At 49.8% G+C, this 26,730-nt stretch carries 25 protein-coding genes; 10 read left to right on the forward strand and 15 right to left on the reverse strand.

Annotated features, from left to right (window positions below; translation table 11 throughout):
* Positions 1-31: 31 nt before the first annotated feature.
* On the reverse strand, positions 32-511 hold the full coding sequence (locus E3U44_RS07415) for a sll1863 family stress response protein (protein WP_134357546.1): 480 nt from the start codon (positions 509-511) through the stop codon (positions 32-34).
* A gap of 155 nt (positions 512-666) precedes the next feature.
* Here E3U44_RS07415 and E3U44_RS19255 point away from each other — a divergent pair, with 155 nt between their 5' ends.
* The 3 genes from E3U44_RS19255 to E3U44_RS07425 all read left to right on the forward strand — a co-directional run bounded on the left by E3U44_RS19255 (position 667) and on the right by E3U44_RS07425 (position 3,158).
* On the forward strand, positions 667-840 hold the full coding sequence (locus E3U44_RS19255; RefSeq protein ID WP_166805025.1) for a hypothetical protein: 174 nt from the start codon (positions 667-669) through the stop codon (positions 838-840).
* Positions 841-998: 158 nt separating this feature from the next.
* Positions 999-2,318: an OmpA family protein gene (locus tag E3U44_RS07420; protein ID WP_134357547.1), complete on the forward strand. Its 1,320-nt coding sequence runs from the start codon at positions 999-1,001 to the stop codon at positions 2,316-2,318.
* Between the two features lie 60 nt (positions 2,319-2,378).
* Complete coding sequence (locus E3U44_RS07425; protein WP_134357549.1) at positions 2,379-3,158, forward strand: phosphatase PAP2 family protein; 780 nt, start codon at positions 2,379-2,381, stop codon at positions 3,156-3,158.
* 137 nt (positions 3,159-3,295) lie between these two features.
* On the opposite strand, the gene E3U44_RS07430 is transcribed toward E3U44_RS07425, so the two are convergent.
* Together E3U44_RS07430 and E3U44_RS07435 are read right to left on the reverse strand one after the other, a co-directional pair.
* A complete protein-coding gene (locus E3U44_RS07430; protein ID WP_134357550.1) occupies positions 3,296-3,994 on the reverse strand; it encodes an SDR family oxidoreductase in 699 nt (232 codons plus the stop codon).
* Positions 3,995-4,173: 179 nt separating this feature from the next.
* Positions 4,174-4,380: a hypothetical protein gene (locus E3U44_RS07435; protein WP_134357551.1), complete on the reverse strand. Its 207-nt coding sequence runs from the start codon at positions 4,378-4,380 to the stop codon at positions 4,174-4,176.
* Between the two features lie 322 nt (positions 4,381-4,702).
* Between E3U44_RS07435 and E3U44_RS07440 the strand changes: the two genes are divergently transcribed.
* Positions 4,703-5,152: a phosphate-starvation-inducible PsiE family protein gene (locus E3U44_RS07440; RefSeq protein ID WP_240761810.1), complete on the forward strand. Its 450-nt coding sequence runs from the start codon at positions 4,703-4,705 to the stop codon at positions 5,150-5,152.
* Positions 5,153-5,214: 62 nt separating this feature from the next.
* Here E3U44_RS07440 and E3U44_RS07445 read toward each other — a convergent pair whose 3' ends face one another.
* From E3U44_RS07445 to E3U44_RS07460, 4 genes are read right to left on the reverse strand one after another with little or no spacing between them, the layout of a single operon-like run.
* The gene (locus E3U44_RS07445) at positions 5,215-6,411 is read right to left on the reverse strand and encodes an ABC transporter permease (protein WP_134357554.1); all 1,197 of its coding nucleotides are present in this window, start codon (positions 6,409-6,411) and stop codon (positions 5,215-5,217) included.
* 4 nt (positions 6,412-6,415) lie between these two features.
* Entirely contained in the window at positions 6,416-7,621 is a 1,206-nt protein-coding gene (locus E3U44_RS07450; protein WP_134357556.1) for an ABC transporter permease, read from the reverse strand.
* Positions 7,618-8,292, reverse strand: coding sequence for an ABC transporter ATP-binding protein (locus tag E3U44_RS07455; protein WP_134357557.1), 675 nt, complete (start codon positions 8,290-8,292; stop codon positions 7,618-7,620). Before E3U44_RS07455 ends, E3U44_RS07450 begins: the two co-directional genes overlap by 4 nt.
* The gene (locus tag E3U44_RS07460; RefSeq protein ID WP_134357559.1) at positions 8,289-9,440 is read right to left on the reverse strand and encodes an efflux RND transporter periplasmic adaptor subunit; all 1,152 of its coding nucleotides are present in this window, start codon (positions 9,438-9,440) and stop codon (positions 8,289-8,291) included. Before E3U44_RS07460 ends, E3U44_RS07455 begins: the two co-directional genes overlap by 4 nt.
* A 181-nt stretch (positions 9,441-9,621) precedes the next feature.
* On the opposite strand from E3U44_RS07460, the gene E3U44_RS07465 reads away from it, so the two are divergent.
* A complete protein-coding gene (locus tag E3U44_RS07465; protein ID WP_134357561.1) occupies positions 9,622-10,971 on the forward strand; it encodes an adenosylmethionine--8-amino-7-oxononanoate transaminase in 1,350 nt (449 codons plus the stop codon).
* Between the two features lie 160 nt (positions 10,972-11,131).
* Positions 11,132-11,863: a 16S rRNA (uracil(1498)-N(3))-methyltransferase gene (locus tag E3U44_RS07470; protein ID WP_134357562.1), complete on the forward strand. Its 732-nt coding sequence runs from the start codon at positions 11,132-11,134 to the stop codon at positions 11,861-11,863.
* A gap of 21 nt (positions 11,864-11,884) precedes the next feature.
* On the opposite strand, the gene E3U44_RS07475 is transcribed toward E3U44_RS07470, so the two are convergent.
* The 8 genes from E3U44_RS07475 to E3U44_RS07510 all read right to left on the reverse strand — a co-directional run bounded on the left by E3U44_RS07475 (position 11,885) and on the right by E3U44_RS07510 (position 22,702).
* Complete coding sequence (locus E3U44_RS07475; RefSeq protein ID WP_206054918.1) at positions 11,885-12,418, reverse strand: chemotaxis protein CheW; 534 nt, start codon at positions 12,416-12,418, stop codon at positions 11,885-11,887.
* Positions 12,419-12,446: 28 nt separating this feature from the next.
* Complete coding sequence (locus E3U44_RS07480; RefSeq protein WP_134357565.1) at positions 12,447-13,475, reverse strand: chemotaxis protein CheB; 1,029 nt, start codon at positions 13,473-13,475, stop codon at positions 12,447-12,449.
* Positions 13,462-18,750, reverse strand: coding sequence for an Hpt domain-containing protein (locus E3U44_RS07485; protein ID WP_134357566.1), 5,289 nt, complete (start codon positions 18,748-18,750; stop codon positions 13,462-13,464). The genes E3U44_RS07480 and E3U44_RS07485 overlap by 14 nt, the downstream gene beginning before the upstream one ends.
* Positions 18,751-18,768: 18 nt before the next feature.
* Entirely contained in the window at positions 18,769-19,623 is an 855-nt protein-coding gene (locus tag E3U44_RS07490; RefSeq protein WP_134357568.1) for a CheR family methyltransferase, read from the reverse strand.
* Between the two features lie 16 nt (positions 19,624-19,639).
* The gene (locus E3U44_RS07495) at positions 19,640-21,253 is read right to left on the reverse strand and encodes a methyl-accepting chemotaxis protein (RefSeq protein WP_134357570.1); all 1,614 of its coding nucleotides are present in this window, start codon (positions 21,251-21,253) and stop codon (positions 19,640-19,642) included.
* Between the two features lie 83 nt (positions 21,254-21,336).
* Complete coding sequence (locus E3U44_RS07500) at positions 21,337-21,885, reverse strand: chemotaxis protein CheW (RefSeq protein WP_134357571.1); 549 nt, start codon at positions 21,883-21,885, stop codon at positions 21,337-21,339.
* 12 nt (positions 21,886-21,897) lie between these two features.
* Entirely contained in the window at positions 21,898-22,263 is a 366-nt protein-coding gene (locus tag E3U44_RS07505) for a response regulator transcription factor (protein WP_134357573.1), read from the reverse strand.
* Positions 22,264-22,348: 85 nt separating this feature from the next.
* The gene (locus E3U44_RS07510) at positions 22,349-22,702 is read right to left on the reverse strand and encodes a response regulator (RefSeq protein WP_134359708.1); all 354 of its coding nucleotides are present in this window, start codon (positions 22,700-22,702) and stop codon (positions 22,349-22,351) included.
* A gap of 434 nt (positions 22,703-23,136) precedes the next feature.
* Here E3U44_RS07510 and E3U44_RS07515 point away from each other — a divergent pair, with 434 nt between their 5' ends.
* From E3U44_RS07515 to E3U44_RS07530, 4 genes are all read left to right on the forward strand, one after another.
* Positions 23,137-23,823 (forward strand): hypothetical protein, encoded by a 687-nt coding sequence (locus tag E3U44_RS07515; RefSeq protein ID WP_166805026.1) that lies wholly within the window; start codon positions 23,137-23,139, stop codon positions 23,821-23,823.
* An 87-nt stretch (positions 23,824-23,910) separates the two neighbouring features.
* Entirely contained in the window at positions 23,911-25,029 is a 1,119-nt protein-coding gene (locus E3U44_RS07520) for a hypothetical protein (RefSeq protein ID WP_240761767.1), read from the forward strand.
* Between the two features lie 36 nt (positions 25,030-25,065).
* Positions 25,066-25,614 carry a GTP-binding protein gene (locus E3U44_RS07525; protein ID WP_240761768.1) on the forward strand — a complete coding sequence of 183 codons (549 nt, stop codon included), beginning with the start codon at positions 25,066-25,068 and terminating at the stop codon, positions 25,612-25,614.
* Positions 25,607-26,236 carry a hypothetical protein gene (locus E3U44_RS07530; RefSeq protein WP_134357577.1) on the forward strand — a complete coding sequence of 210 codons (630 nt, stop codon included), beginning with the start codon at positions 25,607-25,609 and terminating at the stop codon, positions 26,234-26,236. The genes E3U44_RS07525 and E3U44_RS07530 overlap by 8 nt, the downstream gene beginning before the upstream one ends.
* Positions 26,237-26,730 lie beyond the last annotated feature (494 nt).

The following is a 26,730-nucleotide window of genomic DNA, read 5'->3' on the forward strand; positions in this document are numbered from 1 at the left end:
TTACAGGGAGCCGAATAAAGCCCTCGGAAGCCTATTCAGGTGGGGCGCGATCCAATTCCTGCTCTGCCTCTTCCCAGGACTCAAGCAGTGTGGTGTACGCCTTGGAGAATCCTTTTTTCATCTCCTCCCAGGCCTCCGCCGAACTTTGCTTCAAGCGCTCAGACCATGCCGCTACCTTGTAACGCTGTTGCCTAAGCGTCTCCAGGGTCGCCCTCGCCTTCTGGCGAGCGGCTGGCTTCATTTGATCCCATTGCTCTTTTATCTTCGCTTCCAGGCGGTCGATGCGGGCATCCAGGTCTTCTAAGGCTCCTTTCACCTCTTTTACCGCTTCATCCCGCTGCTCGGCGGAATAGGTTTTGAGCGCCTGAGCGGCCTCTTCGACTTCGCGCTCGACTTCTTCCCTGGGGATTTCCTCGGTGGAGGTCTGTGCTGCGAAACTCACCGGCCCCATTCCCAATGCCACCACTAAAGCGAATACCAGGGGGGGCTTGCTTATCTTTGCTACGTTCACTGCTTTGCGCTCTCCTTGAATGATGAAACTTTCTCCTTAAATACAAGCAGAAACGCAGAGGTGATCAAGCAGTGGCGATAGGAATTGTTATCGGTAGGTCACGGCGAGCCTTAGGTCTACTGAAGATGATAGGGGGCTTATTGGGGTGGTCGAGGGTGAATAAACCGCCTATGTTTATTTTATCAGCACAGGAAAGTGGGGTTGATTCCCGCTTTGAGAAGCGGTTCCGAACTGAACGGGGAAAAGAGCCCACGGCTTGGATTGAAGCGGGGACGAAGCGCTTGAATACGCGAGGGGGTCGATTACCGCAGACCCGCCGATGGCAGTAGTGATTTCCATGCATTTCCCCCATGAGGGCACTATTCAAGGATGCTGTCGAACTCTCCTTTAAACCAGCGAGCCGTGCTGTGAAACCTTTCCGCCTATCGGGCACTTACCGGCCGGGGCGGGCTATCGATTCTTTAAGAAATCAAGGAGGACTTCACCCATGCCAAACAAGCCCATCCTTTTTGTCGCCAATATCTTTCTGGCCATTTTGATCGGCTGCGCCAGTCAGCAGGGTGTGGTAGGGGAACGTAACTTCGACGAATCGCCTGCCGAGGAACTCCTCGAAGAGCCAGTGGACGCTTTCGAGGATGAAGAGGAGGGAGTCTTTGAGGACGAGGAGGGGATTTTTCAGGAACCTGACGCCTATTACGAGGCGCCCCGCGAGGAACTCCTCGAGGAGCAGGCCGAGGCCTCCGAGGAAATGGAGGAAAGTAACCGCCACCTGACCAGGTTAGAGCGATTGAGACTCCAAGCCGCCGAGGAAATTGAGGAGCGTGACTTGGACGAACCACCCGCCGAGGAGTTCCTTGAAGAGCAGGTGGGCGTTTTCGAGGATGAAGAGGAGAGAGTTTTTGAGGACGAGGAGGGAATCTTTCCGGTCTTCCAAGAGTCTGACGCCCAAGCGGTCGAGACGACCGTCTACACTATTTATCTCGACCCGCTGGTGGCCGTCGCGTGTCAGGTGGACAAGAATAAGACTTTCTTTGAATTTGATTCCGCCAAGCTTACCCCGAACGCCAAACAGCGCCTGGACCAGATTGCCCAGTGCTTAGAGAGCGGTGCCCTGCAAGACCAGCGCGTGGCCCTAATTGGTCATGCCGATCCTCGTGGGCCTGAGTCTTACAACGATGATTTGGCCCGCCAGCGGGCTGAGAACGTGGCCCAATACCTCTACCGGCAGGGTATCCCCGCCGATCGCATAGATGTGGTGTCTCTGGGTGAGAAGTTCGCTGAGGTGAACCAGCAAGGCTACCGCTTCGAGCGGCGGGTGAGCATCGTGCCAGGGAATCCCTATGGGGCGTTCAATGCCTGGGACAGGAATAGGGACAAGCGGGTCACCCCGGAAGAGTTCCAGCAAGGGATGGCGCAGAATGGCACCTTCGCCCCGTGGGATCGCAATCGCGATCAGCAGCTCACTCAGGATGAGTTCGCCCATAGCCTCTTCACCGTTTGGAACATCGACCGGGCCGACGGACTGACCCAGGAGGAGTTTAAGGCCGGGGCCGACACCTGGTTTGGTGACGACTATGCTGACGATTTTGACACCTGGGATCTCAATGGGGATGAGTTCCTTGAGCCCCAGGAGTTTACGACCGGCTTTGCCGAGCTCGATGTCTGGAATGACTGGGACGCTGACCGCTCAGGCTGGCTTACCAAGCGTGAGTGGAACGAAGGCCTCTTCGAGCTTTGGGACGAGAATCAGGATGAGATCCTGACCGAAGAGGAGTTCTACGTCATTGACTACGGCAGCAGGGACTAGACGATCGCAGATTGAGTTTCCTGTAAGGGACACCCATCATCAAGAGGATTGACTTAACCAATGTCAGCGCAAGAAATAGAAAAACATGATGAAAACGAGCGCTCGTCCATACTTCGTTTTTTTCACTGGCTGGGCAAGCATGAATTAGGCACGCTAACGGTGATAACGAGCGTAATAGCAGCTATCTGGGCGTTTGCAGAACTCGCAGATGAGGTCATGGAGGAACAAACGGGCTGGTTTGATGAAACCATATTGCTGGCCATGCGTAGCGATACCGATCTCTCCGATCCGATCGGCCCTTTATGGTTGGAGGAATTAGGGCGTGATTTGACTGCCCTTGGCGGTGTCGGCGTTCTTACGCTGCTGTGCCTGACGGTCATCGGCTACTTGCTACTCGCCGGTAAATGGCGTGCTGCAGTGATCGTGGCGCTCTCCGTGAGTACGGGTATGGTGTTGAGCTTACTGCTCAAAGACCTGTTCGACCGTCCTCGTCCTGATTTAGTCCCCCACGGCTCTATCGTCTATACCACGAGCTTTCCTAGCGGCCATTCCATGATGGCTGCAGTCGTTTATTTGACCCTGGCCGCTCTGCTTGCACGTGTTCAACAACGAAAACGCATTAAAGCCTATGTACTTTTAGTGGCGCTGACGGCCACTCTTCTGGTGGGGCTGAGCCGTATCTATCTCGGCGTCCATTGGCCCACGGATGTGCTGGCCGGATGGACTGCCGGAGCGGCGTGGGCGTTGTGCTGGTGGCTAGCCGCTCGAGGCTTGCAACGACGCGGAAAAATGGAGGAGGAAAGTGAAGAGGGGTTCACGCCCATAGCGGCCGATGGATGAATCCCCTGCGTAAATCCCACGGGTTATGAACATTGAAGTTCTCCATACTCCAAAAAGATGTGCACACTTCCAAAGAATTAATAAAAAAATAGCGGCGTCTGCATGAAGTCATTGACTCGATCCAGCTTTCTGATTCCTTACCAAGGGATTTCTTTACCATCATAGGCGTAGAATTTTCCACTCTGGTCGGGGGTAAGTTGCTCAATTACTTGGCGCATGCCCGCCACGCTTTCTTGCGTCGTAATCAATGCATGAGACCCCCCCATATCGGTTTTTACCCAGCCTGGGTGCAACGCCGTCGCAATGATGCCTCGCGGTGCCAAATCAACGGAAAGGCTTTTTACCACCATATTCAGGGCGGCTTTGCTGGATCGGTAAAGATAGCAGCCGCCACTGGTGTTATCGGTGATGCTGCCCATTTTGCTGGTGATGCAAACGATTTTTCTTTGCTGGCTGGGTGCAATTTGATTAGCGAATGCTTCCGCCATTTTCAGGGGCGCCATGCTATTTACGCAAAAGGCAGACATCCATGCCTGGTAATCAGTGTTGCCGAAACTACGTTGGTCAGTATCGGGGTAGATAGCTGCATTATTCACTAGCAAGTCGATTTTTTGGTTGGCAAGTTCTGCAGCTAGGCTCTCAATTTGATCAAAGTTAGCCACATCTAGGGCGTACAGATTTAATAAGCCCTCATGTTGGGATGCTAACTGTTCTAGTGTTTCCGCTTTATCGGGGTGGCGGCAGCAAGCGAATATACGCCAGCCCGCTTTGGCGTATTGCTTGACGAATTCTAACCCAATACCTCGGTTAGCGCCGGTAATCAGTAAACTTGGCATATAAATGGTCTCCCAGGTCAAAATTCAAGGTGCAACTATCAAACAGGGCAGGTAATTTTAAGTATCTCAGTAAAATTTTTGAAGTATTCCTGAAGCGAGCCGGTGGCGTGGAGCCAGGGGACAGGGAAGTCCCCGCCCCGATTCGCCGGGAGCGAATCGGGACATCCGGAGGAGGCCCCTTAGGGGGCACGCCAGGGAGGGCGCGCATCAAATTCAATGCCCTGAAACTGTTCAATGGACTGGAGCGGGTTGACGGTTAAAAATTGGTCGCCAATAGATCCCCAGGAGAGGGAACGGTAGGCGCGCATTCCCCCGCGGACGGAGGTCATGGCGGCACGATCTAGGGTTTTGTTCTCGGCCCGGTCAGTGATGATGAGTTTGCTCATGGTGTTTTCTCCTCGTTAAGTTAAGTTGGTCATTCAGTTTTGAATTTGGAACCGAAATTTCTCGGTGCTCGCCTAAGAGAGCGCAGGTGCCGTGCCAAGGAAGTGCATTAAGGAGAATAAACCATATCCTATTGAATTTAAATTGATTAATTTTTTGTGGTGAATTTTTCACGGTGAAGGGCGATTTTATAAAGTTCGTTTTAAATAAACAAAGTGAAGATGGCGTTTGTTAATATGAAACACCAGACAGTCGGCCGGAAGGGTCCCGATTATTTTTTTTGATACGCTAATTTTCATATTAATAAAAGAGGTTGATTTGAAAGTGAAGATTTCCTATAGGTTGATATTTGATCGGATCACCAATTATATTTTTGCCGTCCTGTTAATATTTATCACTATGGGTCTCGTTATCGGGGTATTACGCTTGTTCCTGAGTTTAGGGGATCTGGTCATTCATGCTGATATTTCCAGTGGGTACCTGCATATTATCTCGGAGGTGCTTACCCTATTTATTTTGATAGAACTTTCTCGGTCCCTAGTAGAGTACTTTAATACCCACCGGCTGCGGATGACCTTTATTGTGGATGCGGGGATCGTCTTTGTGTTACGGGAAGTCATGATCAAACTATTCGAAGAGTCACTGGCAGTGGATGAGGTGTACGCTATGAGTGTGTTGCTTTTCGTTCTAGGGGCGCTACGTATTGGTTCGGTGCTGGTGTTTCAGCGGGAGAAGCAAGTCCTCGATCATCATTCCTTGGAGGGTTCCAACTGAAGCCGAGAGAATTAGGCAGAGTTCGTTAAGTCAGGGAGTAGCTATCAGTTTGGCAACAGCCGCTATTCTGCCCGCAGGGATTCGAGGGGGTCCAGATGGGCAGCCCGGCGGGCTGGGAATACGCCGGCGGCCAGGCCGATTCCCGCAGCGAGGAGTTCCGCTAGCCCCGCATAGTTCCAGGCGGTATAGGTCGGCAGTGCCGGTAGCAATACCGCAAGCAGCTGAATCATCCCGATTCCAAGCAAGAGGCCGGCGAGCCCCCCTACAATGGCTAGTATTAAGGCCTCACCTAAGAATAAAGCCAGGATCTGGCGACGCTCAGCGCCCAAGGCCCGCAGCAATCCAATTTCATGAATGCGTTCGCTGACGGCAATGGTCATAATCGTAACAATACCGATTCCACCCACTAGGAGTGAGATCCCTCCCACGGCCCCAACCGCCCAAGTGAGCATGTCCAATACCGAACCCAAGATATCCAGCATCTGTTGTTGAGTGGTGATGGTAAAATCCTCCAAGCCATGGCGAGCCAGGAGAAGGTTGCGGATTCCTTTTACAACTTGATCTTCAACGGCTCCCTCCGCATAACGGACATCCACTTCCATCAGACTTTCCCGATTAAATAGCTCCAGCCCCTTGGCCGCGGGCAAATAAACGGCATCATCGATATCAAAGCCGAGCACTTGCCCCTTGGATTCCATAACTCCTAGCACCCGGTATCGGTCTCCGCCCACCCGGATGCGTTGTCCTAGGGGATTGGTATCCCCAAACAATTCTTGCCGTAGACGACTGCCTAGGACGGCAAAAGCACGAGCTGCTTGGGCTTCATCTGAGGGCAGGAAACGCCCTAGGGTCACCTTAAACTGTAGGGTTTCGGGGAATTCGGCGCCTACCCCATAGATGTTGGTACGGCGGGATTTCTCCCTCGCTTCTACTTCTGCGTTGCCCTGCACTATGGGGGTGACACTCAGCACCTGCGGCAGCCGACGCAGGGCTTCGGCATCCGCCAGGGTGAGTGGTCGGACTGTATGGGCGATCCCTGGAATCCCGGTGGTGGTAGTGCGGCCGGGATTAATGGCAATAATATGGGTTCCAAATTGAGTAAATTCTGCCACCACGAACTGATGGATACCTTCGCCTATGGAAGTGAGCAATACCACGGTGGCAATGCCGACGGCAATTCCTAGGAGAGTGAGCACACTTCGCAGGGGGCGGGTAATTAAGGCGCGAGTAGTCAGGCTAAGAAAGTCTAACGGTCTCATGATCTTAGTGCTGGCTTAATGCCTGGACCGGGTCCAATTGGGCTGCCCGGCGGGCGGGCAACAGGGCAAACAGTAAGCTAGTGACGAGGGCGATTCCCAGGGCGCTAGCCACGGCCCAACGGGGGGCCTGTACGGGAAATTCTGGCACCAGCTGTCGAAAGAGCCAACTTGTACCCTGACCCACAGCCAGGCCTAGGCAGGCACCGAACAAGGAGAGCAGGCCCGCTTCCATCAGAAACAAGCTCAGCACGGTGTGTGATGAAGCTCCTAGGGCTTTAAGTAAGCCAATTTCCGTCGTCCGCTGAGTGACGGCCACCAGCATTACATTCATGATGAGAATGCCGGCGACAATAAGGCTGATGGCCGCGATCCCGGCCACCACAAGGGTCAAGGCCTGGAGAATCCGATCAAAAGTCGCCAGTACCGCATCTTGAGTAATGACGGTGATATCGTCTTCCCCCTCATGACGGCTACGGATAATGTCCAAAATATCCTGCTTAGTGTGGGCAAGCATTTCCCTGGAGGAGGCGGAAATCAGAATCCGAAACAGGGAAGGGGCATCGAATACCCGTTGGGCGCTGGCTACGGGGATGATCACCACTTCGTCTAAGTCTACCCCAATAGAGCGTCCTTGCTCGGCAAGTATGCCGATAACGCGAAAGCGGTATTCGCCGAGGCGGACCCATTCCCCTAGAGCGGGGCTGGGGCCGAACAGCTCCTGGCGGAGTTTAGCGCCCAGCACACAGACCGGCGGCGATCGCCGTGGGTCTGTCTCAGGGAGGAATTGCCCCTGGGCCAAAGTCAGATGCCGTACCGGCAGCAGGTCAGCGGTAGACCCCAGCACCAGGGCATCCCGATCCCGCTGTTTCCAAGCCACCGGTGCATTGCCCAGGACCAAGGGCGCCACTTTGTCGACAGCTGGACTGCGATGGAGCGCCAGGGCATCATCCAGAGTCAGATCTCGCGGGGTTTCGCCTAGCAGGGGAGGCGGCCCTCCCTTGGTCTCCGAACGCCCGGGCAGGACAATGAGTAGGTGGGTACCTAAGCTAGTAAAACGCCCTTCCACATAGGCCCGTGCTCCCTCTCCCAGGGCCGTGAGCACCACCACGCTAGCCACCCCAATGGCCATGGCCAGGAGCATGAGTCCGGTGCGCAGACGATGGCCCCGGAGGGCAGCCGCAGCAAACCACAGTCCATCCCGGAAGCTCATGAAGATTCTTCTAGGCGTAGGCGGCCGTCCACCATGTGGATATGGCGTCGGCTACGTTTGCCAATCTCTGGGTCATGGGTGACCACGATAAGGCCCATACCCTTATCATTGAGGGCCTCCAGGATATCGAGCACTTCATAACCAGAGGTCCGGTCCAGGTTGCCAGTGGGTTCATCCGCTAAGATTACGGCTGGTTCCATTACCGTCGCTCGGGCGATGGCGACCCGTTGGCGTTGCCCGCCAGAAAGCTCGCTGGGGCGGTGTTGGGCCCGCTTTCCTAGCCCCAGTTCGTCAAGAAGATGTTGGACTCGCTCTCGCCGCTCCCTAGGCGGTATACCGGCGAGAATGAGGGGAAGTTCCACATTCTCGGCGGCAGTTAAGCGCGGGACCAAGTGGAAAAATTGAAAGACAAACCCCATTTTCTCCCGCCGGAGCCGGGATAGGGTATTGTCGTTGAGGGTGGTAACATCCTCTCCCTCTAGCAAATAGCGTCCACTGCTGGGCCTGTCCAACAAGCCGATAATATGAAGCAGGGTGGATTTTCCCGATCCAGAAGGCCCCATTACGGAAACATAATCACCCCCATCAATGGATAACGAAACTTCATCTAGGGCCTTGATCTCTTGTCCCCCTACTTCAAAGCGTCGGCTCAGGTGCTCAAGGACAATCATGGGGGAGGATTTTTTTCTTCCGGACGGACCAGGGCGCCGGGTTCGATGCCTTCTCGGTCAATGGATAGGACAATGCGATCCCCCGCCTTAAGGCCGGATTGGATTTCCGTAAATTCCCAGTTGGCAAGGCCGGGCTCGATTTGCCGCTTTTCCAAGCGGCCGGTTTCCGGTTGATAAAGCAAAACCCGGTGTCCTGCCCGCAGGGCGTGGGTGGGAACCCGGAGTACATCCTCGTGGCGTTCTAGAATCACCTCCACATCAGCGCTGTAGCCGGGAAGTAGCCGTTCGGCATCCTCTGGGCGGCTAAATTCTGCTTCCACATCTACCGTGCGGGCCTGTTTCTCTATATCCACTACGTAGGGGGCCACCCGCTGCACCACCCCCGGAAAGACCCGGTCTCGGAAAGCGTCTAGGGTAATGCGGGTGGGCATCCCAGGGTGGATAGTGGGGGCGTCGATTTCGTCAATGGGGGCACTGACATAGAGACAAGAGCGGTCGATAAGATCAATGGCGGGTAGGGTCGGCACACCCGTAGGGGAAGGAGTCACAAAGGCGCCCAGTTCTGCATTGACTTCGGCAACAATGCCATCAAAAGGGGCATATAAGAGGGTCCGGGCTAAGACGGCGTGGTTGACGGTCACTTGAGCTTCGCTGACTTCAGCCCCGGCTTGAGCGGCGTGACAGGCTGCACGACGGGCTTGGGCATCGCCTACGGCCCGATCGACCAATTCCTCGGAAACCAAAGCTCGTTTCTGCAGTTGCAGCAGCCGTTGGGCTTCTTTTTCCGCCACCCGAGCTCGGACACAGGCCTCTTCGGCTTGGGCGGTACTGGCTTTGGCCTGTTTTTCAGCAAGTTGAACTTCAGCTTCCAAGTCATTATTCCATAATTCCAGCAAGAGTTGCCCGGCCTTAACCTGGTCACCCTCTTTAACCGTGAGCTGGTCCACCTGGCCTCCTGCTGGGGGGGAGAGCCCGGCCCGCCGGCAAGCCTTAATGGTACCCGCACGGGTATTGACTACCGTTGCCTCCACTAATCCCCGCTCGACAGTATACAAGTTAACGGGAATCGGCTCTGGCCGGCTGAGATACCAGACCAGGAAACTGATCCCCGTGAGAATGAAAAGTAACCCTATCAGACGTCGGCTCAAGGCGATGTATAATTAATTTAAGCTCATGAAGTGCTTAGCTTAATGGGGACTACAGCCGGGATCAAAGATCCATAGTCCCACTCTTGAGCCACTTCTTCGTCATTCCACTGCCCATTCACGCTCTCTATCGGTAAGCTGTTAAAATTTTCGGCTGCACTAGAGACAGAGATAAACGAGCAATATGAATAATCAACAATGGACCCAGCGGGATCTAGGGGTGGTTTGGCATCCCTGCACCCAAATGAAAGACCATGAGCAGTTGCCTCTTATCCCCATTCGCCGGGGAGAGGGGATATGGTTGGAGGATTTCGAAGGACGGCGTTACCTGGATGCGATCAGCTCTTGGTGGGTGAACCTCTTTGGCCATGCCAATCCTCGGATCAACGCGGCGATTGGAAAGCAGTTGAATGAAATTGAGCATGTGCTTTTGGCCGGGTTTTCCCACGAGGCGGTGATTCGCCTCTCTGAGCAGTTGGTGGGGATTACCCCGCCGGGGTTGAGTCGTTGTTTTTACGCTGATAATGGTTCCTCGGCAATAGAAGTGGCGCTTAAGATGAGTTTCCATTACTGGCGTAATCTCGGAAAGCCCCGCAAAACCCGCTTTATTTCTCTTACCAATAGTTACCATGGCGAAACCCTTGGCGCCTTAGCGGTAGGGGATGTGGCCTTGTATAAAGAGACCTACCGCCCCCTTTTGATGGATGTGATTACGGTACCCTCCCCGGATTGTTTTTCCCGGGAGAAAGGGGAGAGCGAAGCCGATTATTGTCGGCGCCAGTTTATTCATATGGAAAGGGCGCTTGAGCGCTATGCCGAGGAGACCTGCGCCGTTATTGTGGAACCGCTGGTTCAATGTGCCGGCAATATGCGGATGTATGATCCGGTTTATTTGTCTCTCCTAAGAGAAGCTTGCGATCGATTTGGTGTCCATTTGATTGCCGATGAGATTGCGGTGGGTTTTGGTCGCACGGGGACTTTCTTTGCCTGCGAGCAGGCGGATATTACGCCGGATTTCCTTTGTTTATCCAAGGGGTTGACAGGGGGCTATCTTCCTTTGGCGGTAGTGCTCACTACTGAACCCGTATATCAGGCCTTTTATGATGACTATTCCACCCTGCGGGCTTTTCTCCACTCCCATAGTTTCACTGCCAATCCTGTGGGTTGTAGTGCCGCCTTGGCGACTCTCGATATCTTTAAAGAAGACCGGGTCCTGGAGAATAACCAGCTATTGGCGAAAAAGATGCAAGAGGTCACAGACCACTTCGTTGATCATCCCCATGTTGCAGAGGTGCGCCAGCATGGCATGATTCTGGCCATAGAGATGGTCAAGGATAAGGCCACTCGCGAGCCCTATCCCTGGCAAGAACGGCGCGGATTGCGAGTCTATCAACATGGCTTGCAAAAAGGGATGCTGCTTCGACCACTAGGTAACGTGGTCTATTTTATGCCGCCCTATGTGATCACTCCTGAGCAGATCACCGACCTAGCCGAGGTCGCATGGGAAGGAATCGGACTGGCGACCCAGGATTAAACCAGGAACTTATTCTAAAGCTGATAATGCTCCTCAAATAAAACCCTTAGCCGCGAATTAATGCCTATGAACGCAAATATGACAGGCAAGAATTCAAGGTATTGCTTCCTAGGCGTTTATTCGCGTGCATTTGCGGCTAAAAGCTGAATCTAGATTGGTTATGCGTGTTCCCCGTATCTACTCTTCCCTGCCCCTATCCATCGGTTCTAGCGTAGCCCTAGATGAGCGGGCTTTGCAGCATGTGGTCCGGGTATTGCGGCTAAGGGCCGGTGCCGAATTATGGTTGTTTGATGGCCGAGGGGGTGAGTACCGGGCGGTGCTAGAAACAGTAGCAAAACGGTCGGCCGAGGCCCGGATTCTGGAGCGGATGGAACGTAACGTTGAATCGCCTCTGGATATTATCCTGGGTCAGGGAATTTCCCGGGGTGAGCGGATGGATTATGCCCTTCAAAAGGCGGTGGAACTTGGAGTGAGCCGTATTGTTCCTTTATTTACTGAACGGAGTGCCGTCCATCTCTCCGGGGAGCGCCTGGAAAAACGGCTACGCCATTGGCGAGGGGTGGTGATCAGCGCTTGTGAGCAATGTGGCCGCAACTACACTCCTGGGGTGGAGACACCTCGCTCGTTGGCGGCTTTTCTTGGCGATTGCCATTCGGCGCTAGCAGTGCTATTGGATCCTCGCAGTCATCGGCCCTTAACGGAGTTACCATCGCCTTTGGATAAGCGGTTAATTTTGCTGATTGGCCCGGAAGGTGGATTGAGTGAGGTAGAAATCAAGGAAGCGCAACAGGCAGGCTTTATCGACGTTTCTCTTGGACCCCGTGTATTGCGAACTGAGACCGCTACTGTAGCTGCGCTGACCGCCCTACAACTGCTCTGGGGGGATTTGTAGCGGCGTAGGTGTTATTCCTCCTTATCCTGTCACGCACCTTTGCAACATTTCTTCTAAGTAGCCTAGATTGGGAATCACCACTGGGCATTGGTTGATTTCTGCGCAACAATGCAGCAAGGGACTGTTCGGGGGCTTGGGAAAAGCTGAAAGATTATCGGCACGAGCCAGGATCAACTGAGGGATGCCTTGAATAATAAGGGCATAAAATTTCCGCTTGGAAAGCCTGGTGACACTATTAAAGACGACGATGCGGGTCTGTTTTGAAAGTGGCGGCGCGGGTTTTCTTTGAAGCGCCTCAAAACTGATTAAGAGGAGAAGTTGTTCCCGCCAGCGTAAGGTACCGTACAGCCATTGAGGCGCGTCTTGCAGGGGATCAGGCGCTATAAAGGGGATGACTTCGGCAATCGTGGTCCTCGGTAAAAGCAAGGTCTGATCCTGCAATGGTATCAGGATACTGGGGACTAGATTACCGGATTGTGGATGGCTGCTGGCCGGGTCGTCATGCGGGTATGACTTTACCGTTGTTTTGGAGAGGGATAATTGGTTTTTAGTCATTTTTAGTAAAATATAAATGATTGAGAATTTAATTTATTGTTTCCTGCTGACCTGTGCCATCTTTGGTCTTTCCCAGTAGCTTGGTAAGATTTCTAGCGAGTTCTTCCGGGGGGGCGCTGAAACTGACGGCCCCCGTGGCGCGGGCATAATCAGGCATACTGCTAATTTCGCAGCTAGCAGCATCTTGGGCCCAGACCGTACCCCCATTTGCAAAAAGGTAACGGCAGCCTTGGGCGCCATCATCACCCATGCCACTAAAAATAATAGCACCCGCCTGAGGGCCAAAACGTTCGGATACCCTGCACATGAGCAAATCAATCGAGGGACTGTATCGGTGATCCTGAACAGTAGGTAATAATGTCAGGCAGCAGTTATCATCAAAACTGAGGTCATGTTTTTCTGGAGCAATCAAAACCTGTTGATGTTGGAGCAAGTGTCCCGATTTCGGTACTTCTACGGAAAAGCGGGTATATTTGGATAATTGTTTTGTAAACAACTCTAGAAAATTGCTGCCAATATGTTGCGCGACTATAAATGCAATAGGTAAGGTGCCGGGAATAGCGCTGAGAAAGCGGCGCAGCGCTTGGGGCCCGCCAGTGGATGCACCCAGTATCCAGACCCTTTGGGCGGCTTTTTCTTCTTCTACTGAGAAGTCAACTGAGTTAATCGGCGTCGTTGTTTCTCCTGTGGCGGTTATCCTCGGTGGGTTGGAGGTTGCAAGTTTGGTTAGTTTTTCGCTGACCCGTTGTCCCCATTGAGCGAGTGCGGCGCGCTTTTTTTTATCCTGAAAAATTCCCTCATTAAACAACATGGGAAGCGAAGCCCGTTCTAAGAGTTTTTCAAGCACGGGGGCTTGTTCTTCATAAGCCGCGTCTAACTCTACAAAAAGTACATTGGCATGATTGCTTTCGGCGATGGTCAGAAAGGGGAGATCTAGGGGGCCATCAGCGACTACGGTAAGACCCTGTTGTTCTAGAATGCGACGGGTCCGAAGCCGCATATCCTTGCAGTTACAGGCAATGGCGACCCGGACGAGTGCTTTCTTAGACGGTAACATCGGCTTCAGCTGGGCTCAAAAGAAGCTGAATATGTTGCAGTAATTCATCTTCTTGATAGGGTTTAACCAGATAACTGTTGACTCCAATCTGTTCGGCCCGATCGCGGTGTTTTCTCCCACTGCGGGAAGTAATCATGATGATCGGGATATCCTGCAATCGTTCATCCTTGCGGATAAAAGTTGCAAGCTCAAACCCATCCATCCGCGGCATCTCTATATCCAGCAGAAAAATATCGGGGATGTGTTCCTGTAGATACTCTACCGCGTCCACCCCATCCCTGGCTGTCAATACTTCCATACCATAGCGCTCCAGAAGTTTCTGAGTGGCTTTGCGAATGGTAATAGAATCATCAACGACCATGACTAGACTTTTTTGCGATGCCTGAGCATCGGTCTCCCGCCCTATTGTTACGATAGTTTCTGGTTTTTGGATGGCTTTGCGGATGAGAGCCGGCAGATCCAGGATAAGTACCACCCTTCCATCTCCGAGGATGGTGGCTCCTGTTATCTCTTTAATGGTGCTGAGTTGGGGGCCCATCGATTTGATGACGATTTCACGGCTACCTATTAGGTTGTCCACTAATACGGCAGCCTGAACTTCACCGGAGCGTACCAGTAATACAGGATAATAAGTGCTTGAGGCGGGGAGCTCAGGATGCTCCTGTCCCAAAGCGGCGCCAAGATGAATAAATCGATAATTGACCCCTCCATGGCAGTATAGGCCTTGCTCGTCAGAAAGTAAGGAGGCGGCGGTTTTTTGATCAAGGCGGATAACGCTGTGTACGCTAATGATGGGTAAAGCAAAAAGTTCATTGCCGGTTTCTACCAGCAAGGCTTGGACAATGGTCAGAGTCAGAGGAAGGCGGACGGTAAAGGTCGTTCCGCTACCCTTTTGAGAAGCGATATTTAAGGTTCCATTGAGCGCTCGGATTTCGCTGTTGACAACATCCATGCCGACTCCACGCCCTGCAACTTGGGAAACTTTATCCGCAGTGCTAAAGCCTGATTCCAAGATGAGCTGGATTAATTCGTCATCGGGAGGCATGGATTCTTCTCGTACCAGCCCTTGGGCAAGTGCTTTGGTGCGTACTTTTTCCAGATCAATGCCCTGGCCATCATCACGCACTTGGATGACGATTTCTGAACCTTCCCGGATCAGTGAAAGATGAATAGTGCCCATTGCCTCCTTACCGGCTTTGGTGCGGGCGGATGGGGCTTCAATACCGTGGGCAATACTGTTTCGCAGCATGTGCTCGAGAGGAGCAACGATGCGGTTTAGTACCGTCCGGTCCAGTTCAAGGCCGCCATCGGCTATTCGGAGCTGGACTTTCTTGCTGAGTTCTTGTGCTGTTTGGCGAACGATGCGTTGCAGGCGTGGCGTTACCCCGGTGAACGGTAACATCCGCGTATTCATTAACCCTTGCTGAAGGTCGGTTCCAATGCGTGATTGTTGGAGTAAGAGAGTATCGGCTTCCCGCGCCGATTCATCCAGCGTTTCTTTGATATTGGTGAGATCGCTGATACTTTCTATGAGACCCCGGGATAACTGATGTAATTGAGAGTAACGATCCATTTCCAAGGGATCAAAATCCTCTAGGTGGTGACTCTCTTTTTCTTCATGACGATAAAGGATTTGGGCCTCGGTTTCGATCTCCAATCTGCGGAGTTGCCCTCGTAGGCGGGCGATAGTTTGCTCCATCTCGCCGAGATTTAAACGCATGGTTCCAATCTGCTGCTCAACCCGGGTACAGAAGATATTGACTTCGGCAGCATTATTGACCAAATGATCCAGCAAATCGGCCCGGACCCGCACTTGTTCTACCGCAGCGTTTCGATTTTCTGAAAGAGGCTGGGCAGTTTTGTGGAGTTCCTGTTCGGAGGGAGGAACGAGGGTTGTTGCTGATGGCTCCTGATCATTTGTGGATGGGGCAAGCCCTATTGGAGAATCTTCCTGGGAGGAGGCCAAGGACTTTGAACCGTAACGGCTCATTTCGGCTAGTAATTCTGCTATGGAGGGGAGTGGAGACGCTTGTTGAGCGAGGTCTCGCAGTGTGTATAATCGATCAAGGCCCCGTTGCAGAAGCTCAAATAGTGCTGGTTCCGCATCGTGTTTCCCCTCTACGATGGAACTCACTACCGTTTCCATATGATGAGCTAAATCTGCTAGGGGGGTCATGCCTGCCAGTCGCGCCCCCCCTTTTAGGGTATGCAATTCTCGCTGGAATCCTTCAACAGGGGCCCGTTCAGAAGGTGCTTCTTGCCAGTCCGAAAGATTCGTTTGACTGGTTTGTAGTAACTCATCGGCTTCTTCTAAGAAGGCCGCAACCAACTCGTTATCAGGATCAACGGTAACCATGGTTGCTTCCGCTACGGGGACAGAGGGAGGCGCGTCATCCTGAGAGGGTTTATCGGGTGTTGGTGAAGCTTTTTCTGCCGGTAGTGAGGAGTCAAGTACTCTGCGGATACGAGAGGACAAATCATTGGCGGCCAGTAAAGCCGCCCCATGACGGATGGCATCGCACATTTCTGCGAGACGATCATGCCCTTCCTGCAGGAGGACAAAGAGTTCCTCGTTACCCGTAAAGCCCTCATCAATGACAGTGATAATAAGTGACTCTAGATCATGGCTGAGATCACCTAACGCAGTAAGATTGGCTAAGCGTGCGCCGCCTTTGAGGGTATGAAGTTCCCGTTGGAGTTGCTGTACCGGGGACCTTTCTTGGGGAGTAGCACGCCAGTCAGCCAGTGCAGTTTCAGCAGTTTGTAGAATGTCCTCCGCTTCATCGAGAAAGGCCGCTAATAGCTCTGGATCTGAAACAGATTTCAAGGCTGAAGCGTGTTGGGTTGAGGTGGCCGTTTCCTGTTTCACCTGTTGGGACTGAGATTCTTCCTGGGTCGATTTTGAATCATCAGCAGGGATTTTTGCCTCAGCAGATGGTGTATTAGTTTCAATAGAGGGGGCACATACGACTTCTGGTTCATGTGGGCCTTGATCCAAGGTGGGGTTGGCCGCACCATCAGCTAGGGTATGCGCTCTTTGCGTTAATGCCAAAATCTCCTCAGGTGGTGTTCCTCCTCCTTGGGTGAATAGGGTAAGAAGTTGCGGCAAGGCTCGCTGGGCTGCTTCAATGGTCTCAAATACTGGGGGATTTGCTGCCAGGGTGCCATCTATAATGCGATTAAACATATTTTCAATGGCCCAGGCTAATTCGCCTAGATCCGTTGCGCCGGCTAGGCGACCGCTGCCTTTGAGAGTATGGAAGGAACGGCGCACCGTCTTAAGGGCTTCTTGTTGACTAAGGTCCTGCTTCCATTGAGAAAAATTTTCAGCAATGGAGGCCATTTCTTCTTGGGCCTCTTCGATAAAATAGGTGGCAATTTCCCCATCGACTCCTTCTGGGTAAACGGGCGCTTTAGGGGCCTCCCAATGGGATGGATGAGAAGGTATCAAATCGATGTTGATTGCAGTGCTAGCAGGTACTTCAGTATTCTCTGAAGCGAACTCCTTTGCCTCTGAGACTGCTGGAGTGTTTGCCGTTTCAGCGGTTTCTTGCTGATCAGGGGGAAGTTGCTCCAGTGATTCTAGTAGGTGAGCGAGGCGGTCGTCTGCAGTATCTAAAAGTGAACCGCTGGCTAGGGCACCTTCTGTTAACATTTCCAGATAGAGTTCTATCGCCGAGATGGCTTCCGCTAACTCCTCCAAGCTAGTGGGAGCGGTTTTATAGGCCTTCCCAATTAGAGTTCCATTGATAAAGCGATCACAGTCGGCTATTAAAGCAGCAACGCGATTTAACCCCAACACCGATAAGGCCCCGGCAGTCCGTTGTAATTGATGGGAAATGGGGTTCAGCACGCTTGAGTCGGCTGGGTTTTTGCTGTAATTCGTTAGGGCTTGTCCTACTACGGCAAGTTCGTTGAGACATTCTTTAGTTGCCGTGTTTTGTGCCGCTTGGATATCGCCTCCGGCAGCAGAGATCGAAGGCGATTCCCCAATATCAGAGTAGGTATCGTTAGCAGGGGAGGTTGTGGGAGAATTTCGAGATGAGGCGATTTCACTTTTTAATGATGCCTCGATCTGCAGTAGGGTGTTAGCCAACTCTAGGTGTTGGGTACTGTCAAGACCCACTCCCTGTTGCCTCTTTTCCTCTAGCTGGCTGATTGCTTCACGAAGAATAACGATAGGCGAAACAAAGCCGAGAATGGCGAGAGTATCAGCCATTTTCTGAAACAGATTACATAAAGTTTCTAATCCTTGCTGTGGTTGTTCGCTAGTGCGCTCAAAAATATCCAAAAGGTCTTTGGCTTGGGCAAGATCTTCTTGGAAAGCATTAAGCACCGTATCAACGATTTCAGTTCCTAGATCGGTGAGCAAGACTCGATCAGAAGGTAAACAGTTTTCTAGTTGATAGGTTTCTTTAATAGCAATAACTTCCTCCCCGGAAGAGGAGGCATTGGCAATTTGAAATAATAATGACTTAAGTAAATCCTCAGTAATACTTGCCGCTAATGCAGGCTCACCTTCTTGAGCCAAAGTTTTAATTTGTTTGTTTAGGGCCCCCAACAAGAGCTTTATTTCTTGTGTTGCTTGGAGTCCTCCCTCTTGTAATGCTTCAATTACGCCTTGGGATAACCACCACAGACGAAAGACGGTAATATCATGGGAACATTGTCGTAATTCAGTGATTATTTTAGCTAGCCGAAAGAGGCCATCTCCCATAGGATTTCGGAACCAAGAGAGAAGAGCGGATTCATATTGCGGACGTATTTTGGCTGCAACTAAGGGAAGTTCACGGCTATCTGATTTCAGATGAGCGGTTAAGGTCTCCGGGAGTGGCGTCTTCAGGTCTAGTTCAAAAAAATCGATTTTTTTTAACGGGGTTTTACTATGGGCAAGACGAAGTTCGTTGACCATAGGCAAGACGCTCAAAGGATGATCTTTTTTTCCTGCTTCTAGTCGATTGAGATAATCCTGTAGCAAGAGCGTGCCTTGCATTAGCATTTCTAGAGCTTGTCCATTGAGCTCTGTTTTTTGCTCAAGAATGCTCAGGGCTAGCGCTTTTGTTTCCGCAGCAAGCAAATTTGCGCCTGATAGTTCTACCATCTGCAGAACACCTTCTACCTGATATAGATGATTCAGGCAGAAACGTAGCTGAGTAATATCATCCGTGCTTTCAGAAAAAGCTTCTAAGGCCAAACTAGCCTCGCGCAGTGACTCGTCAAGTTCATTCTTGACCCAACTAAGAGCGCTTTGATTAAACTCATGATTTGTGCTCATAAGCTGTACTCCTGGAGCCTATAGATCAGCTTTACGCCGATAGGCAAGCGTATCCTCGTGGTTTATCCGCTCTAGCGCTGGGTGTGAACAATTAAATACATCACTAATGCTTAGAATTAACAAGCCGCCAGGTGCTAGGTGGGTGACTAATGCATCTAAAATTAAAGGGTGTTTGTCGGGACCAAAGTAGATAAGCAAATTCTGACATACAATAATATCCATTTTTCCCAAAGGAGCATTTCTCGCCTGCAGCACATTTAGCTTAAAAAAACATACCCGGTTGCGCAGCGCTAATTTAATTTGATAATTGTCATTACCTAAGGGAATAAAATACTTATCACGTAGGGGAGATGGAATATTAGTTAATTTATTCCAATGATAGACACCACGCTTGGCTGTAGTCAGTGCAGAGTGACTAATATCGGTAGCTGTGATCCCAAAAAATGAATTATTGGTAGTTTTTTGTAGGCTCTTATTAATGACCATAGAGAGAGAGTAGGCCTCTTCACCTGTAGCACAGGCGACACTCCAAGCATGGATGCTATGTGGTGTTTTCCCAGGAAGAGGGTGTTGAATCGAATACAGAAAATTTTCAATCAAGGATAGGGATTCACAATGACGAAAAAAGCGGGTTTCTTGGACAGTTAAATTATCAACAAGCACTCTCCATTCTAGATTATCCTTACCTAAGGATCTTAAATAATTGTGGTAGTGATAAAAATTTTTAAAGCCAAGGGCGTTCATCCGCATACGAAGACGAGTCTCTAGAAGGGAACGTGGAATTGTATCCGTGCAAATACCAAATTCCTCTAGAATTTCTGTCCATTCTAGAAAATTCTCAGCACTGATATTTATCTGTGGATTAAGATTCATTTTTTTTTATCAATGGCTATTCTGGAAGTTTAAAACCTGCCACTGACTCACGCATTTCATTAGCATATTCAGACAGGCGACCAATAGCAGCGGCAGTTTCGTTGGTTCCCTTGGAATTTTGGTCAGTAATTTCTTGAATAACATTCATGGTATCAGAAATTCCTGCTGCCGCTGATGCCTGTTGTTTTGCTGCGCCTGAGATATTTTGGATAAGCTCTGCCAAGTGGTGGGAGACACTCTCAATTTGGCCAAGTGCACCCCCTGCATCTTGAGACAGCTTCGCGCCAGAAACTACCCCAGAAGTACTTTCTTCCATTGAGATAATGGCTTCATGGGTATCACTTTGAATAGTTTTGACAAGAGCATCAATCTGTTTAGTTGCACTACTAGAACGTTCTGCTAACCGTTGAACTTCATCAGCTACGACGGCGAAGCCTCGGCCAGCTTCTCCAGCCATGGCGGCTTGGATGGCTGCGTTAAGGGATAGGATATTAGTTTGTTCAGCAATATCGTTGATGAGTTCGACAATTTCTCCAATTTGTTGAGAACTTTCACCAAGTCGCTTAATCCGTTTAGAGGTTTCCTGAATCTGCTCACGAATGTTGTCCATCCCTTCGATGGCATTCTTTACTGTGTCCGCACCCTTACTTGCAATCTCTACAGATTGTTTAGCTACTTCCGCAGATTTAGAAGCATTATCTGAAACCTGTTCAATAGAAACGGCCATCTCATTAATTGCGGCGCCTACTGTCGTGATTTGTTGGGCTTGGTGTTCGCTTGAATCAGCCAAATGCATGACTGTGGCTTGGGTTTGTTGTGCCGATGTTGATACTTGGATGGCAGTATCGTTAATATCTTGGACTAGGGTACGTAAGGCATCAATAGTGTAATTAATAGAGTCGGCGATTGCTCCAGTAATATCTTCAGTCACTGTCGCACTGACGGTTAGATCACCATCTGCTAAATCACCCATTTCATCTAATAATTTTAAAATAGCATCTTGATTATGGGCGTTTTTTATCTCTAAATCATCGACTTTCTGACGCAATATTTTTGCGGGACGGGTGAATAAAATTAATAAAAAAATCAGTGTTCCCAAGCCGCTAACGTAGCCAGCCACCAGGATAGCTTGTAGCTGATGCTGTACCTCCTGGTAAGATTTGACCAAATTCGTTGTTATCTGTAAGAGGTTATCACTTTGTTCGAGTAAAGAGGAGATAGCTGATCTGCTTGGAGTTTGCAGGACCTCTGTCAAATTTTTTCTTAGTCGTTCCCAAATAGGCTGGATCTCTTTTTGTGAATTTTTTATGGTGTTCCCTATGAAAGGTAGGCGCAATTCACGGCTATAAATTTGTTCTAGTTTTCTATCAAAATCATAAATGGCTTCGCTTATCCTTTCTTGCTTTATTTTATTATTTGCTGCCATTAGCAAGGTAAGCGTGGGGAATCGTTGAATTAATACTTGTAGCTCGGTACTTAACTCTATATTCGTATTAAGCTTGTTTATTTGCCATGTGGTATAGCTAATAATACCAACTGTAGTAAGAGCTAATACTGAGGCGGTAATGAGTAGCAATAAATACCTTCTTGCAGTTAGTATGGCAAATAAATTCTGATTAGGAGTATTCATTCACTTTATCTCCAGGGCGGTGAGGCCAGCCTAATTCTGCTAGCAGTATTTACTATTTTGTTGGATGCTCAGGGGTATCTATTCTATACAGTTGCTTGGAAAAAACCTTCTTGTTCCATCAACAGGTGGAAATCAAATTCCAGCCAGATTTCATTGTTCTGTACAAACCCTCTTTGAATATATTGATGGAGGGGATCACTAGGTGTAAGGTGCTGCCCAACCCATTCTTCATCTAAAAAATATTTGAGCCCGAAAACTTCCTCTACTAGTAAACCCGTGAGTAGCTTTTGCTTGGTGACAACCAAGATACGGCTTTGAGGGGTCTGTCTTGATGGGGTGCCGTAGATATAGGCGTGTAGATCTATCAGGGGCAATATATAGCCGCGAATATTTGCTACTCCTAGTATCCAAGGTTTAGCGCCAGGAACCCTGGTTATTAATGGACAAGGGAGAACTTCACATACTTGGGTAAGTAGAGTAGCTAGCTTTTGGTTACCAAGTAAAAAGCCAAGGTTTGTCCACACTTGGCGGGCAGCGGTTTTCTGCGGCAGGCTAACAGCATGTTGGCGGTTATGAACCTCGATGTCGCGGAGTATGGAGAAAGGATCAATTGAGAGCCGATTGGTGTCCATGCATTGGCCGCGCTAGATATTTATTAGTGCTTTTATTTTGTTAAACAATTCTATTTTATTGACAGGCTTTGCTAAGTAGTCTTTAGCTCCTTGCCGTAGACCCCAAACCCGATCTGTTTCCTGATTTTTTGCCGATATGATTATGACGGGTATTTTAGCCGTTTCTGGATCACGGGTTAGCTTTCTTGTGGCTTGGAAGCCGTTAACCTGCGGCATGACGACATCCATCAAGATCAAATCAGGTTTTAATGCTTTAGCCTTGGTAATGCCTTCTAAACCATCATTAGCGAATGAAACAGTAAAACCCTTTGCTTCTAGCATTATCTTGAATGCATAGGTTTCTGTCGTAGAATCATCAACCACCAAGATATGTGCCATCGGGTGCTCCTGCATCTAGGAAATCTTAGTTACTACTAATTTTTTAGTTCTAGCTAATATCGGTAGCTAATGGAAAAATATATCGTTAATGATTGCAGTGGCTTGAAATAGCACCCAAGAGTTCTTCACGAGTAAAGGGCTTTGTTAGATACTGATCACAGCCAACGATGCGTCCACGGGCCCGGTCAAACAAACCATCTTTACTGGAGAGCATAATCACTGGAGTTTTCTTGAATGCAGCATTGTTTTTTATCAAGGTACAGGTTTGGTACCCATCTAATCTCGGCATCATAATGTCTATAAATATGATATCTGGATGGTATTGGTTGATTTTGGGAAGAGCTTCGAATCCGTCTTCTGCTGTGACTACCTCACAGCCAACTTTTTTAAGTAAGGTTTCCGCTGTTTTCCGAATAGTCTTACTATCATCGATGACCATCACTTTAAGACCATTGAATTCGAGCTTTTCCACGTCGCTCACAGCGGATATCTCCCATGCTTAGTCGTAGGCTGTATTATCATAAGCCGTTAACTATTAAATAATTTTTATACCCATAAGGTTATTTATCTGCAGATCGAAATGCTCGGCGTATCGTTTGGGCTTTAGGTGATGTTGCCTTGCTTTTATACCAAATTTGCTAGGACATTAATCGACAGTTAGCCCTTATCCTTTAGTGCTGAGTGCTAATTCCCCTATTTATAAATGAGTGGAATAGGAATATGTGAACGAGTTCAGGTTTGAGCATTTAAGTTTTGTTAACTCTTTCCGCTAACTAAACATGTGCGAAATTTGGCTTTGCGGATATCCTATCTATTATGATAGCTATAAATAGGAGTTTAATTACTGAGGCAGGTAGGAATATCCCCTTGCCTATGTCTATTAGCGGATTCCTAGCAGAGAACGACACCGAGTTTTTGCCTTCTGAAAACCTCATTTTGCTTAGCCAAAATAAGCAGTTAATAGAAATGATGGCCTATGAGATAGCATGGCGTCCTAATGACTTACAGACCCATGTACGGCGCCTATTGCTAAGCATCTCTTGTAGAGATGGGGCACAGTCTTATGGGGCCTTGTTGGATCTCTATATTGCCTTGGGTGAGAAGGGTCGCCAGCTGCGACAGCGCATGTTGCTTCTGGCCAGCCCTATGCTAACAGCGGAACAAAATAAAATGTTGCGGGAAAAGCTAGAACAAGGGGTAAGTCGTTTTGATAGTATGCCGGTATCCGTGGAATCAATATTAACTGAGGCGGTGATAGGGAGTACAAAGTTAGTACATCGAAAAAATGTCCTCAGCAATAATAAAGCTGATCTTCTTGTGGAAGCAAAAGAATTTTTGGCCTATGGGCAAGTGCAGGAAGCCCAAGATTTATTGGAGCAATTGTGTCTACGTGACCCTACCGATATTGAAGTGACAGAGGAGTTATTATCTATTTACAAACATGGTCGCGATCAACAGGCACTGAGCAAGATGACTAAGTGTCTTGAAGAGCAAGGTTTCCCGCTACCACCCCAGTGGGAAGCGTTGGCGGAGCAGTTAAACAAGACACTTAAAAAATAATTTTAAGTATATATGGCAAACTCAAGCATCCCCCCTTTGCGTGTAGCTACTTTTGGCATGGGCCAACATGCAAGGAAGCTGCTAGAAATGGCATTTGCAGGGCCTGGCAAGGGAAGCTATGTCCTCGTAGACGAGGTGACTGCTGAAGCAGGCATTCTTGACCTGGATGGGCCTGGCTGGGAGAAGCTATGGAAAGATTATCAGTCTCGATTTCCTAGGCGCCCAACGCTTATCATGTCTATGCGTACTCATGCTTTTGGGGATGCCTTGGTTATCCCCAAACCGGTTAAGTTAGATGCTTTATTAGCAACCCTGGAAAAACTCAGGGCAAGTTGTCGGCATAGGGGGGAAGTGCCGATGTCACCCCCACAGCAACCGGCAGATCTACCCCATGGGGCCGGTGCCTCAAAGCCTTTGCAAGAGACCTCTTCCGTCCTACCAGACAGCGCGGCGCCTCAGCGTTTTACTTTAGGTGCTGCTGAGGCGATGGAAAAACGCACGGCCCATGAATACTGTGGTGATGCCCCTAATCGTGATGTTACCGATCCAATCCAATTAGAGAAAATCTATTATGATCCTGGTCGTTATCTCCAGGGGCATCTCCAAAGAGCCCTGGCTAAGACCCAAGCTGCAAATGGAGTTTGTATCAAAAGTGGTTGGGGCGAGATCACTCTCTTACCTGAAGCGAGCCAGGCCATGCTTAGGCTAAGTGATAAGCAGCTCCGACCGTTATGTGTTGTGCCCTTAGTTGAAGCTAATGTTGAGATCAACATCCTTAATCCACAAGAGGTGGAGAAACAGTGCGTCCAAATTCCTGGTTCGGCCCCCTGGCAACTTTTGCAACCTTTATTATGGAAGGTGGCTTTATGGACTTCGCGAGGGCGGATCCCGGTGGGTATACCTTTAGATTCTCCTGTACACCTCAAACATTGGCCTAATGTCACCCGGCTATTGCTGACACCCCATGCAATGCGTATTGCCGCACTCTGGACAGCGCAACCTCATTCCCTATTAGAGACTGTGACTACCTTGCAAATACCCCAGCGCTACGTCTTTGCTTTCTTTAGTGCTGCGTATAGCGTGGGGCTAGTAGAGCTAAAGCAGACTCCAATCCGGAAAAGCACTTCATCGAATCTCAGGCCTCGACAGAAAGGTATCCTGGGGAGGATTTTGAGTCGATTGCGCAGGGTTAGCCAGTCTCGATGATGATTCCAGAATAAAAATCCAAGAATTCTAAAAAATATGATGGCCAATCATAAGCTTATTTTTACTGGTCCGGTGGGGGCTGGCAAAACAACAGCAATCAGTGTGCTTAGCGATATCCCTCTGGTCAGTACCGACGAGGTGGCGAGCGATATGACGCAGCAGAAAAAGCCCAAGACCACGGTCGCAATGGACTACGGACTGATGAATTTATCGGCAACGGAGCGGATACACCTCTATGGGACCCCGGGTCAGGAGCGGTTCGACTTTATGTGGGATATTTTGACCGAGGGGGGCATTGGTCTGGTGTTGTTGATAGATAACAGCCGCGCTAACCCTTTCCAGGATATGCATTTTTTTCTTGATGCTTTTCGGGAATTCATTGTTCGTACGGGCGTGGTGATCGGGATATCACGGATGGACGTGGATCCTCAACCAAAAATCACTGATTATTATCAGGAACTGGAGGGTTTTGCTAAAAAACCCCCTATTTTTGAAGTGGATGCCCGTAACCGCAGGGATATATCTTTGCTGGTACAGGCATTGCTTTATTCTCTGGACCCAGAGTTAGTCGGTGCAAATGGTTAACTATCAAATTGTTCCCAACCAATATGTGTTACCCATGCCAGGGGGCGCCTATTATGCCGGCTCAAGCCCCATGGTAGAGCCTGCGCGGGAGCTATTATTTCGATTATTTCAAGAAGATCACACGCCCCGATTGACTGCCGAGCAGGTACAAGCCTGGGGGGAAGAGGAGAAAGTGACTTTAGAGCTAATTTTCCGGATGCAGTCCTTGGCTTGGTTGCAAGGAATACCGCTTTCCCGTGAAGCCCCAGGGGGATCTCTAGAAAACGCCTTGCCCAATTTGCTGGCCAAATTATCGGGCACGGGGAAGGCCCTACTCTCTGATGATCAGGGATTTTATCTCGCGGCTCATGGTTATACCCATGAGAGTGCAGAAGAGTTATCGGCCCTCAGTGCTGATCTAAGCGCCTTACATCAGCGGCATAGGGGGTTATTGCAAGGCAATTTGAAGCTACGATCAGGAGGGTGGGGGTTAGTCGGCGCTGCAGGTACTAGCCAGATAGGATTTTGGCCCCTCTACATGAAAAAACAACGCTTTATGCTAGTGATTAGCGGCCGCCCCCATTTTAACCAGACGGCATTTACCGAGCTTATTTGGCTATTGGCGCGACGTTATTCCCACTAGGCGAATTATTCACCACTCAGCTTCCTTATTCAGTAGTTCATTGACCTACTCAGGGTTAACCTTACCCTTAAAAAGTCTTCATCCCTTGGCTGACAAAAAAGCCGAGTAATCAGTCAACTTCCGGCTAATCGCCAGAAGACGGGGTCATAGGTGGAGGGGTTACACTCTGCCATGAACCGCTTGCGTTTGTTGTTTGGAAGCTCCAGTTAATGGCTTTTGAACCCTTCCAGTAAAGCTATCTCTACCGTCTAGCACCAACGGCAACAGGTCTAAATCCGGGAAGTAGCGATAACCAATTCTTTCTCTTTGCCATGGATACTAGGAGTTACGCAGTTAAATTGTAACTTATTGATTATTTAGAAACCTACAGAATAGGTTGAATTTGCAAGTGACTGAAATATTTGAACTCTTCTCCTAACAAGGGTTCGGACAGTTTTTACTCAGAATGATCAATGAGTTGCCATTCCCAGACGAATAAAATGCAAGTTAGGACT

The sequence above is a fragment of the Nitrosococcus wardiae genome, assembly GCF_004421105.1.
GTDB lineage: Bacteria > Pseudomonadota > Gammaproteobacteria > Nitrosococcales > Nitrosococcaceae > Nitrosococcus > Nitrosococcus wardiae.

What these genes read in the sequence shown, in the direction of transcription:
- E3U44_RS07435 (WP_134357551.1), bottom strand. Translation starts at nt 4,380, where the DNA reads ATGAGCAAACTCATCATCACTGACCGGGCCGAGAACAAAACCCTAGAT.
- E3U44_RS07510 (WP_134359708.1), bottom strand. Translation starts at nt 22,702, where the DNA reads ATGGTCATCGATGATAGTAAGACTATTCGGAAAACAGCGGAAACCTTA.
- E3U44_RS07520 (WP_240761767.1), top strand. Translation starts at nt 23,911, where the DNA reads ATGGCATTTGCAGGGCCTGGCAAGGGAAGCTATGTCCTCGTAGACGAG.
- E3U44_RS07470 (WP_134357562.1), top strand. Translation starts at nt 11,132, where the DNA reads ATGCGTGTTCCCCGTATCTACTCTTCCCTGCCCCTATCCATCGGTTCT.
- E3U44_RS07475 (WP_206054918.1), bottom strand. Translation starts at nt 12,418, where the DNA reads ATGACTAAAAACCAATTATCCCTCTCCAAAACAACGGTAAAGTCATAC.
- E3U44_RS07505 (WP_134357573.1), bottom strand. Translation starts at nt 22,263, where the DNA reads ATGGCACATATCTTGGTGGTTGATGATTCTACGACAGAAACCTATGCA.
- E3U44_RS07500 (WP_134357571.1), bottom strand. Translation starts at nt 21,885, where the DNA reads ATGGACACCAATCGGCTCTCAATTGATCCTTTCTCCATACTCCGCGAC.
- E3U44_RS07515 (WP_166805026.1), top strand. Translation starts at nt 23,137, where the DNA reads ATGTCTATTAGCGGATTCCTAGCAGAGAACGACACCGAGTTTTTGCCT.
- E3U44_RS07525 (WP_240761768.1), top strand. Translation starts at nt 25,066, where the DNA reads ATGATGGCCAATCATAAGCTTATTTTTACTGGTCCGGTGGGGGCTGGC.
- E3U44_RS07420 (WP_134357547.1), top strand. Translation starts at nt 999, where the DNA reads ATGCCAAACAAGCCCATCCTTTTTGTCGCCAATATCTTTCTGGCCATT.
- E3U44_RS07455 (WP_134357557.1), bottom strand. Translation starts at nt 8,292, where the DNA reads ATGATTGTCCTTGAGCACCTGAGCCGACGCTTTGAAGTAGGGGGACAA.
- E3U44_RS07495 (WP_134357570.1), bottom strand. Translation starts at nt 21,253, where the DNA reads ATGAATACTCCTAATCAGAATTTATTTGCCATACTAACTGCAAGAAGG.
- E3U44_RS07465 (WP_134357561.1), top strand. Translation starts at nt 9,622, where the DNA reads ATGAATAATCAACAATGGACCCAGCGGGATCTAGGGGTGGTTTGGCAT.
- E3U44_RS07530 (WP_134357577.1), top strand. Translation starts at nt 25,607, where the DNA reads ATGGTTAACTATCAAATTGTTCCCAACCAATATGTGTTACCCATGCCA.
- E3U44_RS07430 (WP_134357550.1), bottom strand. Translation starts at nt 3,994, where the DNA reads ATGCCAAGTTTACTGATTACCGGCGCTAACCGAGGTATTGGGTTAGAA.
- E3U44_RS07445 (WP_134357554.1), bottom strand. Translation starts at nt 6,411, where the DNA reads ATGAGACCGTTAGACTTTCTTAGCCTGACTACTCGCGCCTTAATTACC.
- E3U44_RS07450 (WP_134357556.1), bottom strand. Translation starts at nt 7,621, where the DNA reads ATGAGCTTCCGGGATGGACTGTGGTTTGCTGCGGCTGCCCTCCGGGGC.
- E3U44_RS07480 (WP_134357565.1), bottom strand. Translation starts at nt 13,475, where the DNA reads ATGTTACCGTCTAAGAAAGCACTCGTCCGGGTCGCCATTGCCTGTAAC.
- E3U44_RS07485 (WP_134357566.1), bottom strand. Translation starts at nt 18,750, where the DNA reads ATGAGCACAAATCATGAGTTTAATCAAAGCGCTCTTAGTTGGGTCAAG.
- E3U44_RS07490 (WP_134357568.1), bottom strand. Translation starts at nt 19,623, where the DNA reads ATGAATCTTAATCCACAGATAAATATCAGTGCTGAGAATTTTCTAGAA.
- E3U44_RS07425 (WP_134357549.1), top strand. Translation starts at nt 2,379, where the DNA reads ATGTCAGCGCAAGAAATAGAAAAACATGATGAAAACGAGCGCTCGTCC.